General features: G+C 70.4%; 13 protein-coding genes. 5 read left to right on the plus strand and 8 right to left on the minus strand.

Translation table 11 applies throughout. The annotated features are described in order from the left end of the window. Positions 1-172 precede the first annotated feature (172 nt). The 5 genes from ACS5PV_RS31325 to ACS5PV_RS31345 all read left to right on the plus strand — a co-directional run bounded on the left by ACS5PV_RS31325 (position 173) and on the right by ACS5PV_RS31345 (position 3859). Positions 173-1369, plus strand: coding sequence for a PQQ-dependent sugar dehydrogenase (locus ACS5PV_RS31325; RefSeq protein WP_455399236.1), 1197 nt, complete (start codon positions 173-175; stop codon positions 1367-1369). Continuing rightward, positions 1366-1980 carry a c-type cytochrome gene (locus ACS5PV_RS31330; RefSeq protein WP_455399224.1) on the plus strand — a complete coding sequence of 205 codons (615 nt, stop codon included), beginning with the start codon at positions 1366-1368 and terminating at the stop codon, positions 1978-1980. Before ACS5PV_RS31325 ends, ACS5PV_RS31330 begins: the two co-directional genes overlap by 4 nt. 104 nt (positions 1981-2084) lie before the next feature. Next, on the plus strand, positions 2085-2327 hold the full coding sequence (locus ACS5PV_RS31335) for a type II toxin-antitoxin system VapB family antitoxin (protein ID WP_455399225.1): 243 nt from the start codon (positions 2085-2087) through the stop codon (positions 2325-2327). Then, positions 2327-2734, plus strand: coding sequence for a type II toxin-antitoxin system VapC family toxin (locus ACS5PV_RS31340; protein ID WP_455399226.1), 408 nt, complete (start codon positions 2327-2329; stop codon positions 2732-2734). The genes ACS5PV_RS31335 and ACS5PV_RS31340 overlap by 1 nt, the downstream gene beginning before the upstream one ends. A gap of 129 nt (positions 2735-2863) precedes the next feature. Further along, entirely contained in the window at positions 2864-3859 is a 996-nt protein-coding gene (locus tag ACS5PV_RS31345; RefSeq protein ID WP_455399227.1) for an aldo/keto reductase, read from the plus strand. Positions 3860-3938: 79 nt separating this feature from the next. On the opposite strand, the gene fghA is transcribed toward ACS5PV_RS31345, so the two are convergent. The 8 genes from fghA to ACS5PV_RS31385 all read right to left on the minus strand — a co-directional run bounded on the left by fghA (position 3939) and on the right by ACS5PV_RS31385 (position 13691). Beyond that, on the minus strand, positions 3939-4772 hold the full coding sequence (fghA, locus tag ACS5PV_RS31350; protein ID WP_455399228.1) for an S-formylglutathione hydrolase: 834 nt from the start codon (positions 4770-4772) through the stop codon (positions 3939-3941). A gap of 64 nt (positions 4773-4836) precedes the next feature. Next, the gene (locus tag ACS5PV_RS31355; protein WP_455399229.1) at positions 4837-5970 is read right to left on the minus strand and encodes an S-(hydroxymethyl)glutathione dehydrogenase/class III alcohol dehydrogenase; all 1134 of its coding nucleotides are present in this window, start codon (positions 5968-5970) and stop codon (positions 4837-4839) included. Between the two features lie 169 nt (positions 5971-6139). Further along, positions 6140-7114 carry a plasmid partitioning protein RepB gene (gene repB / locus ACS5PV_RS31360; RefSeq protein WP_455399230.1) on the minus strand — a complete coding sequence of 325 codons (975 nt, stop codon included), beginning with the start codon at positions 7112-7114 and terminating at the stop codon, positions 6140-6142. A 57-nt stretch (positions 7115-7171) separates the two neighbouring features. After that, positions 7172-8383, minus strand: coding sequence for a plasmid partitioning protein RepA (repA, locus tag ACS5PV_RS31365; protein WP_455399231.1), 1212 nt, complete (start codon positions 8381-8383; stop codon positions 7172-7174). A gap of 315 nt (positions 8384-8698) precedes the next feature. Next, a complete protein-coding gene (locus tag ACS5PV_RS31370; protein WP_455399232.1) occupies positions 8699-9679 on the minus strand; it encodes a diguanylate cyclase domain-containing protein in 981 nt (326 codons plus the stop codon). Between the two features lie 148 nt (positions 9680-9827). Continuing rightward, positions 9828-11009, minus strand: a complete 1182-nt coding sequence (gene solA / locus ACS5PV_RS31375) for an N-methyl-L-tryptophan oxidase (protein ID WP_455399233.1) — start codon at positions 11007-11009, stop codon at positions 9828-9830. Between the two features lie 84 nt (positions 11010-11093). Beyond that, positions 11094-12110, minus strand: coding sequence for a TRAP transporter substrate-binding protein (locus ACS5PV_RS31380; protein WP_455399234.1), 1017 nt, complete (start codon positions 12108-12110; stop codon positions 11094-11096). Between the two features lie 189 nt (positions 12111-12299). After that, positions 12300-13691: an MFS transporter gene (locus ACS5PV_RS31385; protein ID WP_455399237.1), complete on the minus strand. Its 1392-nt coding sequence runs from the start codon at positions 13689-13691 to the stop codon at positions 12300-12302. Positions 13692-14679 lie beyond the last annotated feature (988 nt).

Genomic DNA, 14679 nt, shown 5'->3' on the forward strand with positions numbered 1-14679 from the left:
GACAGTGGGCGAAGCGAGGTCGATGCCGTACGGCGCGCCCCGCGACGAGCGCCCAGAAGGGCGACGCGAACGACATCGGGAGGAGGCGGACATGACCGTGAGAACCGGAGCGCGCCGTGCGGCCTGGACGGCGGCGGCCCAGGTGGCGGTGAGCCTGCTGGCGGCGGGCCTGATGGGCGGGACCGCCGATGCGCAGGCGCTCAAGCAGTACGATTCGAGCGGCAAGGCGTTCTGGAAGAACCCGCCGCCGGACTGGTTCCTCGGCGACGAGACCTCGGCGCAGAAGGGCCTGGCGCCGCCCGCCAACCCGGCGCTCCCGGCCTCGGACGAGGAGCTGGCCGACAACCTGAAGGCGGTGAAGCTGCCGCCGGGCTTCACGATCAGCGTCTACGCGAGCGGGGTGCCCGAGGCGCGCCAGATGGCCTTCGGCGACAAGGGCACGCTGTTCGTCGGCTCGTTCGGCGCCACCAACGTCTACGCCATCGTCGACCAGGGGGGCAAGAAGGTCGTCAAGACGATCCTCAAGGGCCTCAACATGCCCACCGGCCTCGCCTATCGCGACGGCGCCCTCTACGTCGTGGCGATCGACAAGATCTATCGCTACGACAACATCGAGGCCAACCTCGACAAGCCGCCGGAGCCGGTCGTCGTCTACGACGACATGCCGTCCTACGTGGCCCACGGCTGGAAATACCTGACCTTCGACAAGGACGGCTGGGTCTACGTGCCGTTCGGCCCGCCCTTCAACATCGGCAACCCGCCGAGCAGCGTGTCGCAGGTGCGCCGCGTCGACCTGAAGACCGGCGCGGCGGAGATCGTCGCGCTCGGCGTGCGCAACAGTGTCGGCGGCGACATCGACCCGCGCACCGGCCGGTACTGGTTCACCGAGAACGCCCGCGACTGGATGAGCGACGACATCCCGAGCGACAAGCTCAACATGATCTCGAAGGTCGTCGAGCATTTCGGCTATCCGTACTGCCACCAGGGCGACATGCCGGATCCGAAATTCGCCCAAGGCCGCACATGCGCCGAGTTCACCCCGCCGGTGGCGAAGCTCGGGGCGCACGTGGCGCCGCTCGGGATGAAGTTCTACACCGGCTCGTCCTTCCCGGAGGAGTACAAGAACAACATCTTCATCGCCGAGCACGGCTCCTGGAACCGCCACAAGTACCAGGGCGGCCGCATCGAGCGGGTGGTGGTCGATCCCGACGGCAAGAACGCCAAGATGGAGACCTTCGCCTCCGGCTGGCTCAAGGGCGATCGCGACTATACCGGCCGGCCGGCCGACATCCTGGTCGCGCCCGACGGCGCGCTGCTGGTGGCCGACGACTGGGCCGGTGCGATCTATCGCATCGCCTACACCAAGTGAGCGGCGCGAGCCCCAGCGCCCGCCAGCCGGCCCGGAGACTCTCCGGGCCGGCCCGCGCCGCGCTCAGTCTCGTCGCCCTTCTCGCCTGCACGGCGGTCCAGGCCGCCGAGGCGCCCGAGGTGGCGCAGGCGTGCCTGGCCTGCCACGGCGAGGCCCTGGCCGAGGGCGCGCCGCCGATCGCCGGCCATTCCGGCAACTACATCCAGCTCCAGCTGGTGTTCTTCCGCGCCGGCCGGCGCAAGAACGAGATCATGCAGGGCGTGGCGGAGGGCCTGTCGGACAACGACATCCGGGCCCTCGGCAAGTACTTCGCCTCCCTCCCCGTCCCCGACGCCAAGCCGCCGGCGGACACGCAGCCCGACCTGACCAAGGCCGGCGAGACCGCGGCGCTCCAGCACCGCTGCGCCGCCTGCCACGGCGACGCCTACCTGGGCATCCAGGCCGCGCCCCGCGTCGCGCGGCTGCCCGAGGCCTATCTCGCCAAGGCGCTCGGCGATTACCGCGCCAACACCCGCCCGAGTTCGGGCGGCGCGGCGATGACCGAGGTCGCAGGCTCGCTGTCGGATGCCGACATCAAGGCGCTGGCGCATTACCTGGCGGTGATGCCGTGAGAGGTGGCGATGCCGCAGCGGCGTGACAGCGATGCGCATGGGGCCCCTGTGTATGGACGCATCGCGATGGTGCGTCTATACAGCCGGAACGGAGGGGAGGTCTCATGCTCAGCATCCGCGACCAAGAGATCCGTACGCTCGCCGAGAAGGTGATGAAGACCCGCGGGGCCCCTACCCTCACCGCGGCGATCAAGCTTGCTTTGCAGAACGAGATCCGCCGCGCCGAGGACGAGGTTCCCCTCCGCGAGCAGGTCGCCGCCCTGCGGGCCCAGGCGCTCGCCAAGGCTGACCGCCCCAGGCTGCCGGCCCTGACTGACCAGGAGCGCGACGAGCTCTGGGAGCGCTGATGTTCATCGAGACCTCGGCCATCGTCGCGATTCTGGCGGGGGAGGCCGAGGCGGTCGCCTTTCTGGACCTCATCGAACGCGCCGAGCATCGCGAGACTGGCGCGCATGTCCGGCTCGAGGCGACGATCAATCTTGCCCGCATCCTGGGGCTCGGCATTCTCGCTGCACAGGAACTCTTCGACGGCTTCCTCCGTGCGGCCCGGATCACTGTGGTGCCGGTCGACGACCGGATCGCGCGCCGCGCCGTCGAGGCCTTTGCGGTCTACGGCAAGGGCCAGGGGCACCCGGCTCGGCTGAATTTCGCCGATTGCCTGTCCTACGCCTGCGCGGATCTCGGCCGAATGACGATCCTGTTCAAGGGGCGCGATTTCTCCCAAACGGACCTCACGCCCGCGATCGTCGGGTGAGACGATCGACACTTCGCCTCCCCCAGCCCAGGCGTTTGGCGCATGCGGCAATGCGCCCGCCGTCAACGCGGCGACCGGCGCGACCTGCAACCTAGTTAGTGCCTGACTCGGAAGCGGGAGACGCCCAAGATGACCACCCTTCCCCATCGGCGTCTCGGGAGCGCCGGCCCCCTCGTCTCGACCCTCGGCCTCGGCTGCATGTCGCTCTCGGGCGTCTACGGCGAGGCGGACGAGGCGGCCTCGATCGACCTGATCCGCCGGTCCATCGACGCCGGCATCGACTTCTTCGACAGCGCCGACATGTACGGCTGGGGCCAGAACGAGGACGTGGTCGGCCGCGCGCTGAAGGGCCTGCGCGACCGGGTGGTGCTCGCCACCAAGTTCGGCCAGGTCCAGAATCCGGGCGGGCCCAACGGGACGAACGGCACGCCGGCCTACGTGCAGCAGGCCTGCGAGGCCTCGCTGAAGCGGCTCGGCGTCGAGGTGATCGACCTCTACTACCAGCACCGGGTCGATCCCGCCGTGCCGATCGAGGATACGGTGGGGGCGATGGCGCGCCTCGTCGAGCAGGGCAAGGTGCGCTTCCTGGGCTTGAGCGAGGCCTCGCCCGACACGATCCGCCGGGCCCACGCCGTGCACCCGATCACCGCCGTGCAGACCGAGTACTCGCTGCTCTACCGCCAGGAGGCGGAGGCGACCCGGGCGACCACCCGCGAGCTCGGCATCGGCTTCGTCGCCTACAGCCCGCTCGGGCGCGGCTTCCTCACCGGGACGATCCAGGATCTCGCCCAGGTCGACGGTCGGCGCGCGGCGCATCCCCGCTTCCAGGAAGAGAACTTTGCCGCCAACCGGGCCCTGGTGGCGCGGGTGGAGGAAATCGCCCGCGACAAGGGCTGCACGCCCTCGCAGCTGGCGCTCGCCTGGTTGCTGGCGCAGGGCGACGACGTGGTGGCGATCCCCGGCACGCGCCGATTCGACCGGGTCGAGGAGAATCTCGGCAGCCTGCGGGTCGCGCTCACGCCCGAGGATCTCGACCGCATCGCCGCCGCCGTGCCGGCGGGCGCCGCGTCGGGGACGCGCTACCCGGCCGGCGCCATGGCGGCGGTGTACAAGGTGGGGGCCTAAGTGTCTCTCACGAAACTCCCGGTCACCGGCGTCGCTCGATGTGTCGGCGCCAGCGCAGCGGGAGTTTCTGTGAGGTGCACTAAGCCAGGCGCTCCGCCGCCCAGGCGATGTGGTCGTCCATGAAGGTCGAGATGAAGAAGTAGGAGTGGTCGTAGCCCTCGCGCATGTTGAGCGTGAGGCCGATCCCGGCCTTCTGGCACGCCTCCTCCAGGAGCCAGGGGCGCAGGCCCTCGTCGAGGAACGAGTCCGCCGTGCCCTGGTCGACGAGGAATTCCGGAAAGCGGTGGCCGTCCGCGATCAGCGCGGTGGCGTCGTGGCGCCGCCACGCCGCCTCGTCCGGGCCGAGATACTTGGCCAGCGCCGGCTTCGACCAGCCGGCCGTCGAGGGCTGGACGATCGGCGCGAAGGCGCTGCACGAGCGGAAGCGGTCGGGGTGGCGGAGCGCGATGGTGAGCGCGCCGTGGCCGCCCATCGAGTGGCCGAAGATGCCCTGGCGGCCCATGTCGACCGGGAACTCGCGGCCGACGAGGGCCGGCAGTTCCTCGGTGACGTAGGACCACATGCGGTAGTTGCGGTCGTACGGCGCCTGCGTGGCGTCGACGTAGAAGCCTGCGCCGCAGCCGAACTGCCAGTTGTCGGGCTCGTCCGGCACGCCCGGCCCGCGCGGGCTGGTATCGGGGGCGACGATGGCGATGCCGTGCTTTGCGGCGGCGCGGCGGTACTCGCCCTTGTCCATCACGTTGGCGTGGGTGCAGGTCAGGCCCGACAGGTACCACAGCACCGGCACCTTCTGGCTTTCCGCCTGCGGCGGCAGGTAGACCGCGAAGGTCATCGGGCAGCGCGTGGTCTCGGCCTCGTGCCGGTACACGCCCTGGATGCCGCCGTGCGAACGCGCCGTCGAGATGGTGTCCATGGTGTCCTGATCCCCCCTCGCCTCTCGGCATGAGCCCGGCGCCGCCGCCGGGCTCGCGCGCTTGTCAGAACACCACGACCGAGCGGATCGACTTGCCCTCGTGCATCAGGTCGAAGCCGTGGTTGATCTCTTCCAGCGGCATGGTGTGGGTGATGAGATCGTCGATATTGATCTTCCCCTCCATGTACCAGTCGACGATCTTCGGTACGTCGGTACGGCCGCGGGCACCGCCGAAGGCCGAGCCGCGCCAGACCCGGCCGGTGACGAGCTGGAACGGACGGGTCGAGATCTCGCGGCCGGCCTCGGCGACGCCGATGATGATCGACTCGCCCCAGCCGCGGTGGCAGCATTCGAGCGCCTGGCGCATCACGTTGACGTTGCCGGTGCAGTCGAACGAGAAGTCGGCGCCGCCGCCGGTCACGTCGAGGATCGCCTGCACGACCTTGTCGGTGCCGATCTCGTTCGGGTTGATGAAGTCGGTCATGCCGAACTTCTCGGCCATCGCCCGCTTGTCGGGGTTGATGTCGACGCCGATGATCTTGTCGGCGCCGACCATGCGGGCGCCCTGGATCACGTTGAGGCCGATGCCGCCCAAGCCGAACACCACCACGTTGGCGCCCGGCCACACCTTGGCGGTGTAGATCACCGCGCCGATGCCGGTGGTGACGCCGCAGCCGATGTAGCAGATCTTGTCGAAGGGGGCGTCCTCGCGGACCTTCGCCAGCGCGATCTCCGGCAGCACGGTGAAGTTCGAGAAGGTCGAGCAGCCCATGTAGTGGTACACGGTGTTCGCGCCCGGGCTGCCGCCGGTCGAATCGCAGCGGAAGCGGCTGGTGCCGTCGGGCATCACGCCCTGGCCTTGCGTGCTCCGGATCGCCGTGCACAGGTTGGTGCGCCGCGACAGGCAGGACTTACAGTTGCGGCATTCCGGCGTGTAGAGCGGGATGACGTGGTCGCCGGGCTTCAGGGTGGTCACGCCGGCCCCGACCTCGCGCACGATGCCGGCGCCCTCGTGGCCGAGGATCGCCGGGAACTTGCCCTCGGAATCGAGGCCCGAGAGCGTGTAGGCGTCGGTGTGGCAGATGCCGGTCGCCATCACCTCGACCAGCACCTCGCCGGGCTTCGGTCCTTCGAGGTCGATGGTCTCGATGGTGAGGGGCTTCTTGGCTTCCCAGGCAACGGCCGCGCGCGTCTTCATGTCGTCTCCAACCGGATCGTTGTCACGTGAGAACGGAGTGCCCCGCCGCCCGGGGCGGCGGCTCGGACCGCTTCCTGAATGGTCCGATCTGTGCGGCGATTTGATATAGCCCGCAACGGCGCGGGCGAGCAGACTTTAGTCCAGACCCGGATCGGGGGAGGATCGTGCCTCACGTCCCCGGCCGCCCGCGGGCCTTCTCCTCCCGGAACGCGCCGTACAGCTCCTCCAGGTGGGCCGCGATGTACTCGCCGAAGGCCCCGGCCTCCTTCGCCGACAGGGACAGGCTGAAGCCCTTTCCCGATCGGCGGCAGGTCGCCTCGACCGCCTTGTCGGGCGCCGCCCAGGTGACGGCCTGCGGCTCGGCCGGCCGGCGCGGGGCCTTGCGCCCGGCCTTGACCAGGGCCAGCAGGTGGCCGAAGCGCTCCGGCGGCTCCCTGTCCAGGAACTCGGACGACTGCACCACCTCGCGGGCGAGCTCGGCCTTGGCGGGGTGCGCCACCAGCTTCTTCAGCTCCTCCCAGCGGTCGCGGCCGACGCCCCGGGCAGCGCCGAGCGCGTCGATCACCGGGCCCGGCACCGTCTCGGCGACCGACAGCATCCGCGACAGGAGCGTGTCGTCCACCGTCAGCGCCGCCTTGATGGTGGCCTTGCTCTGGCCCATGCCGGAGAGCTTGCGGGCGAACAGCGCCTTCTCGATGAAGGACAGGTTGGCGCGCGCGGCGTTCTCCTGCCCCTGCGCGACGATGTGGGCGATGTCCTCGATCGACTTGACGACGGCCCGGACCTCGCGCCCGAGCTCGCGCGCCACCCGCACCCGGCGGTGGCCGTAGACGATCATGAACCGCCCCGGCCGCTCCGGATGCGGCCGCACCAGGATCGGGGTCGACTGGCCGTGCTCGGCGACCGCGTCGCGCAGGCGGGCGTAATCCTCGTCGTCCTCCTCGATCCGGTCGGAGACGAAGGAGGCGTCGACGAGCGCGGGATCGAGGGCGACGATCACCTCGCCGTCCGACATCCGCCGGGTGTTCTCGGCCATCTCCTCGATCGAGCGCGTCATCGACCGGGCGGCGCCGCGATGGGTGAAGTCGGTGCCCGGCTCGGAGACGGGCGCGTCGAGGATGTTGGCGAGCAGGTTCTTACGCATCGCGCTCCGCTCCTATCCGGTTGCGGCGACAGGACAATCCGGCGTTCTGCACGGCTGTCAAACCCGCCTCCCCCAGGCCTGGTGGATCAGCCCGGCGATCTCCTCGTTGACGGCGTTCACCGACTCGATGGCGCGGTCGTAGGTCGAGCGGATCATCTGCCCGCGCTCGACCTCGTAGAGCGACTGGTTGGTGATGCCGGCATCCGAGATCGCGGTCGATTTCAGCATCTGGGTGCGCAGCATGTTCTTGGGAAACAGCACCTGCATGAAGCCGACCATCTGGGATTGCGGCCCGTCGGTCGGCTCGTAGCGGGTGACGAGGTAGCGGAACCATTGCAGGTTCACCGCCGCCCCGGCCTCGGCGATCGACTTCAGGATGCCGCCCAGCATCAGCAGGAACTGGCTCATCGACATCACGTCGAGCATCTGCGGATGGATGGTGACGAGGACCGAGGTCGAGGCGGTGAGCGCCGTGAGCGTCAGGTAGCCGAGCTGCGGCGGGCAATCGATCACCACCACATCGTAGCGGTCGTCGACCTCCCGCAAGGCGTTGGTGATGCGGGTGAAGAAGGTGCGCCCTTCCGGGTTGCGGTTCGAGGCGGCGAGCGGCGTATCGTACTCGTATTCCTGGAGGTCGAGGCTCGCCGGCACGATGTCGAGGCCCGGGAAGTTGGTCGGCCGGATGATCTCGGAGATCGGCCGCTTCTGATCGTCGTAGCGCAGGGCCTCGTAGATCGAGGGAGCCTTGTCGAGCTCGGGCTGGATGCCGTGCAGGGCCGAGAGCGAGGCCTGCGGGTCGAGGTCGATGGCGAGCACCCGGTGTCCGGTGAGCGCCAGGAATTGGGCCAGATGCGCCGCCGTCGTGGTCTTGCCGCTGCCGCCCTTGAAGTTCACCGTGGAGATGATCTGCAGTCGCTCGCCGGCGCGGCGGTGCGGCACGTATTGCTTGAGGTCGGAGCGCCCGTGCCGGTCGAGATAGGTTCTCAGCTCCAGCATCTGCTCGGCCGAGTAGGAGCGCCGGCCGGACGAGGAGGTGGCCGGGACCGGCCCCTTGCCCTCGAGATGCAGCTTCTTGATGTTCGAGGGCGTGACGCCGAGGAAATACGCGGCTTCGGCCAGCGAGAACGGGCGCAGGCCCTTGGTGGCGTTCGGCGGGTGATGCTCCATGCGGAGCATGCTCAGCTTGTCGGAGATGAGACCGCCCTGGCGGAGTATGACGTCATGGAAGCTGACCGCCTCCATGCCCTCTGCTGGCACCGACATGTCCATCCGCGCTGAACCCCGAGTAACGCTTTTCCGGGCGAATCCCCATCGCAAGCGTTATTATGGGGGATTCCCGCTTTGCGGCCAAGCTTTTTAAGGTTGACGGATCGTTAACGGCGAGAGCGGGACTTGCCGGGGGCGACGGCATCCGGACCCGATGTTTCGTCTGCGACGCCGATCTGTCCCGACCGCGACCCCAGGATGTCGCCGCAGGGCGGGACGATCCGCGGACAGTGGTCCCGGCTCTATGCCAACCCTCGGCTGGGCCAGGGTTTTCGCCCGATCTGCACGGCTGTCAAACGGTGCCCGGCGGCACCGGCGTCAGTGTTGGCGCGGCAGGCGGCCCAGGGCGCCGGCGGCGTTCCAGGGCGCGTCCGGTGCGGCGCCGTAATGCCGGCGCTTGGCCGCATACATCCGGGCGTCGGCCCGGGCGATCGTGGCCCGCAGCGCTTCCTCGCCGGTCCAGGTCTCCGCGCCGAGGGCGGCGCTGAGCGGGGCGGGGCCCGCCGCCTCGACCGCCGCCAGGATGCGCCGCACCAGGGTCGCGACCGCCTCGGGCCCCGTCCGCGGCAGCAGGACCACGAACTCGTCGCCGCCGATCCGGGCGATGCGGGCCGGCGCCGGGGCGTGGTCCGCCAGGATGTCCGCGAAGGCGCGGATCAGGGCGTCGCCGGCCTCGTGGCCGAGGCGGTCGTTGGTCGCCTTGAGCCCGTTGAGGTCGGCGGCGACGACCGAGAGCGGCACCGGACGCTCGCCCTCGAACCGGTCGAGATCCGCCTCGTAGCCGGCCCGGTTGAGGAGGCCGGTCAGCGGATCGGTGAGGCTCAGGCTCGCGAGGCGTGCTTCCTCCCGCCGGCGCTGTTCCTCGCGCGCGGTGATGTCCTCGATCGAGATCAGGTAGCGGTCCCAGGCCGCCTCGGATCCCGGCAGCATCTGGCCGGCATAGCTCACGTCGATCACCCGCCCGGCGACGGTGCGGTTGCGGGTGACGAGCCGTGCCTGGGTCGCGCCGCCCCAGAGCTGGCACAGGACCTCGACGAGCGCGGTGGCATGGGGGTCGTGGAACAGAGTGGGGATGTGCGCGAACAGCTCGGACTCGTCCCGCGCCTCGTAGGTCACGAGCGTCTGGCGGTTGATGCGGACGATCCGGATCAGCGTCTGGCAGGTCAGCAGGTGCCCGGGATCGCGCAGCCAGGCGCGCAGGTCCGTCATGCCCTCGCGCGCCCATTCGTCGAGGCGGGTCTTCAGCGCGCTGAGATCCTGCAGCCACAGCGAGGTGGGTGCGAGGTCGAACAGTTGCATCGCGAGGTCGCCACCCGGTGGCGTGGTCTGCATCATCGAAGCGGCGGGGTCGTGAGATCGAGCCTGGACGGCTCGATCTGATATCGCATCGTCGCGTCGATGAAAGGTTTCGACCGTTAGCTCTTTGTGGAGCGGGGTCCCGCCGGGATCAGGCGTGTCCAGAGGCGAAGCGGCCGAGGCCGAAGGGCCGAAGATCGATGCGGCTTTGCCCCCCGGTCATCAGCTCGGCCGCGGCGAGGCCGATGCCGGCCGAGTGCTTGAAGCCGTGTCCCGAGCAGGCCGACACCACCAGCACGCGGCGTTGCGCCGGATGCCGGTCGATGACGAAGCCCCGGTCGGGCGTGACGGTGTAGAGGCAGGCGGCGGCCCGGACCACCCGAGGCGTCGCGCCGGCGAGGCGCCCGGCGATGTGGCGCCGGTACATCTCGGCCGATTCCTCGGGCCGGACCGTGCGGTCGGCGGCGTCGGCGGTGGTGCCCTCGGCGTATTGCTCGGTCGCGACCTTGACGCTCGCCTCGCCGTCCTGCGGCGGGAAGCCGTAGAAGTACTCGGTGTCGCTCGTGCCGTGCATCCAGATGTAGACCGGGGCGTCGGCCCGGTGGGCGGTGGCGTCGTCGAGGGCGTACCAGTGCAGGAGCTGGCGCTTCACGCCGAGCAGGCGGTCGAACGGTGCGCCGAGCAGCGGCGCCGTCCAGGCGCCGGCCGAGACCACGACCTCGCCGGCATGGAAGATGCCGGCCGAGGTCTCGACGCGCACGCCCTCGCCGTCCTCCTCGATCGCCAGGACCTCGACCCCGGTGCGGATCGCGGCGCCGAGCGCGGCCGCGCGGAAGAGCTGCGCGGCGATGCAGGCTTCCGGGCGGACGTAGCCGCCGCCGGGCTCGTAATAGGCGATCTCGGTGCCGTCGAGGCCGAGGAAGTGCGGGAAGCGGCGGGCGACCTCGCGCCCGTCGAGCACCTCGTGCGGGACGCCGAACTCGCGCGCGGCCCGGATCGACTTCTGCACGAAATCCGGCTTGCCGTGATGCGAGGCCGCGCCGGTGCCGGGCGCCATCACCAGGGCGCCGCAGGCGTTGAGCAGGCTCTCGCCGGTCTCGGCCTCCAGCTCGCGCCAGATCCGATGCGATTCGAGGACGAGCGGCACGTAATCGCGGCCCTCGCCGATCCCCTGCCGGGTGATGCGCGTCTCGCCGTGGCTCGAACCCATCGTGTGCGGCGGCGCGAACCGGTCGAGGCCGATCACCGAGGCGCCGCTTTTCGCCAGCTGGTAGAGCGCCGCGCTGCCCATCGCCCCGAGGCCGATCACCAGGAAGTCCGCCCGCTCGCCCATGAAAACGGCCCCGCTCGTCCGATCCGCCGGGAGGTTGCCCCGGAGAAGACTCCCGGGCAAGGATCGCCGCGGCAGGGCAGGGTTTCACCCCCCGAGCGGTCCGGTATGACGCTCCAGCGCCGCCCAGGCCTCGGCCCCGAACCGGCCCTTCCACTCGGCGTAATAGCCCGCCCGGTCCAGGGCGGCGCGGAAGGGCGCTTGGTCGGGCCGGTTGACGACGAGGCCCCTGGCGCGCAGCCGCGCCTCTCCTTGCGTGTTCATCTCGACGAAGGCCTGGCGCTGGCGCTCGACCGCGGCGTCGAAGTGGCGCGCGATCAGGTCGCGCGCCTCGGCCGGCAGGGCGTCCCAGGTCCGGCCATGGGCGAGGATCCACAATCCGTCCCAGCTATGGCCGGTGCGCGAGAGGTACTTCTGGACCTCGTAGACCCGCGTCGCCTCGATCTGCGGCAGCGAGTTCTCCATCCCGTCGGCCACCCGCGTCTGCAGCGCGGCGTAGGTCTCGGCGAGGTTGATGGTGGTGGGCGCCGCGCCCAGCGCCCGGAACAGCGAGGTCAGCAGCGGGCTCGGCGGCACCCGGATCTTGAGCCCGTGCAGGTCGGCCACGGTCTCGACCGGCCGCACGCTGGTGACGATGTCGCGAAACCCGTTATCGACGAGCCGGAACGCCCTCAGCCCGAACTTCGCCAGGGCATCCCGGATGCGCTCGCTCAAGGGCCCGCCGTCGAGGGCGGCCCAGAGCGGCACGTAGCCCGGGAAGGCGTAGGCCACGCCCGGGATGCCGGCAAGCGGCGCCAGGGTCTGGAGCGAGCTTGCCGAGGCCAGGCTGAAGGCGATCGCGCCGGAGCGCAGCTGCGACTGCATGCTCAGCTCGCTGCCGAGCTGGCTGTCGGGATAGAGCGTGATGTCGATCCGGCCATCGCTCTCCTGGCGGATCGCGTCGAGCGCCTCGACGAGGCAGGTTGTGGCCGGGTGGCCCTGCGGCATCGGCGAGCCCATGCTCAGCCGCAGCGCGTCGGTCGCGGCCCGCGCCCGCTGGGCGGGGAGGGGGGCCAGCAGCAGGCTGGCCCCGGCTCCCCGCACGATCGTCCTGCGCGTCGGCATCGCGTCCCGTCCCCCGGCCAAGGCCGGTGTCGCCCCGGCCTCGCCCCTCACCGTATCCGGGCCTGGGCCGCTCGGACAGGGGAGGGGGGTTAGAGCATTTTCCGACGAAGTGGAAACCGGTTCGTCGAGGGTATGCGGCAAAACAAAAACTTAGAGAGCTTCGCGATTGCAACGCGATCGCGAAGTGCTCTAGGGGCGAGGGGGATCCCCCGGCCCCGCCCGCACGGCCAGCCGCGACACGCTGACGACGCTGGCGATGCCCGCGAAGGCGGCGCCGAGCCCGAGCGCCAGGGCCGGGCCGTGCGTCGCCGCGACCGCGAAGCAGGCCGCCACCAGGGCCGCCCCGGTGGTCTGGCCGATCAGCCGCGAGGTCGCCACGATGCCGCTCGCGCCGCCGGAGCGGGACTGCGGCGCGCTCGTCATGATGGCGCGCAGGTTCGGCGCCTGGAAGAAGCCGAAGCCGGCCCCGCACAGGGCCATCCGCCAGGCGATCCCGACGACGCTCGGTTCGTCCGGCAGCGCCGCGAGCGAGGCCATGCCGGCGGCCAGGATCGCGAGCCCGATTCCCCCGAGCAGGCCCGGCGGGTAGCGGTCCGACAGGCGGCCGGCGATCGGCGCCATCAGGGCGACCACCACCGGCCAGGGCGTCATCAGGAAGCCGGTCTCGACCTGCGAGCGCCCGAGCGTGTGCTGGAACAGGAACGGCAGCGACACGAAGGCGAGGCCCTGCGCGGCAAAGGAGCAGACCGAGGTCGCGGCCGAGAGCGCGAAGAGCGGGCGACGAAACAGGTCGACGGCGAGCATCGGGGCCGGGTGGCCGGCCTGGCGGCGCAGGAGCGCCGCGCCGCAGGCGAGCGCGCCGGCGAATTCGGCGAGCACGCGCCAGAGCGGCCCGGCATGGGCCGCCTCGCCGAGGCCGAGCACGAACAGCGCGAAGGTGGCGGCGTTCAGCAGCGCGCCGACGCCGTCGAAGGCGTGCCCGGCCCGACCCGTCTCCGGCAGCGCGGCCTGCGCGAGCGCGAGCGCCGCGAGGCCGATCGGCAGGTTGATGGCAAACAGCCACGGCCAGGGCGCCGCCACCAGGATCAGCGAGGCCACGGTCGGCCCGAGCGCGAAGCCGACGCCGACCACGAAGGCGTTGAGGCCGAGGCCGCGCCCGAGCTCGTGCGTCGGGTAGATGAAGCGGATCAGCGCGACGTTGACCGCCATCAGCGCACTCGCCCCGACGCCCTGGAGGACGCGCGCGGCGACGAGCGCCGGCAGCGACCAGGCCAGCGCGCAGACCAGCGAGGCGAGCGTGAACAGCACGAGGCCGACGAGGTAGACCCGCCTTTGCCCGACGATCTCGCCGAGCGCCGCGATCGGTAGGAGCGTCGCCACGACGGCGAGCTGGTAGGCGTTGACGATCCAGACCGAATCCGCCGGATCGACGCCGAGATCGGCCGCGATGGTCGGGAGCGCGGTATTGGCGATGGCGGTGTCGAGGGTGGCGAGGGCCACGCCGGCGAGCACCGCGGCCATCGCCTGCCGGCGCCGGGCCGGCGGCAGGCCCTCGCGGGGCGGGGGGGCGGATGGGGTCATGTCGGGGGAGGGGGCGGGATACGGCACCGCTCCTGAATGTGTCCCGGATCCTCGGCTGGCAAGCGGTCTGGGCGCGAAAGTCTCACTCTCGGACGCCGGACGCCGTCACGGTTCGCGCTTGCGATCCAAAAGGCGCCAAGGCGCCGCGAGGGTCGACGAGGCGCGCGGTAAATCCTGCTCGGCCAGACCGATGATCACGATTTCGGCGCGGGCACACCCAGTCGCGGGCCGCGACGCCGGTGCGGCGGGCGCCGGCGCAGCTGGCATGACAGGCGGCTGGTCCGCTGTCGGTCTGGCAATCGCGGGTGGCTGGAGCAGGCCACGGACGTCGAGCCACGAGGGTCAACACGTCGTCCGCAACGTCTCGCGGAGAAGCTTTCCGCCGGGGTGGCCGGCCGTCTGAAAGGCTCGCCGCGTTTCGCCGCCGCGATAGACAACCACGCGCGCCTCCTCCGTGGAGACGCCCCAGAGCCGTGCGGACCGGGCTACCACGAGACTGGCGCCGCCCGCCCGTACGCGCGGCAGGAGCGCGTCTCGCACGAAGCCCCGGATCATGATCGATGACGGAAGTTTCGGAGCCGCTCGGATGGCGACCGCCCCCTTCTTGGAATGGTAGGGAACGAGCTGGAGCATGCAGATGTGGTGAGCGTGCGACACCACGATGTCTGGCCCGAAGGTCTGGCGCGCCCAACGGAAGCCCGGGTGTGTGGCGTGCTCGTCCAAGAGGTAGGGGTAGGGATGATACGGTTTCCGTTTGATTAGGCCAGCTTGAGTTTTGGCTTGGCGGTTTTGGGCAGCCAGCGGAAGCTTGTGCGTGAGCGGATGACGTCGGTCTGGTCGCTCAAGTGGGATTCCCCCGGATCGGTGGTTCTTGCTCACTTTGCGTGGATGGCGGTGGATTGCCTCGGGCCGATGATGGTCTGATCCGCCCTCCCCATCGTGGGAGGCATGAACACTCCCTTCGCCATCCCCGAGTGCCGCGTTGCGC

It is taken from the genome of Methylobacterium sp. Gmos1 (genome assembly GCF_053764715.1).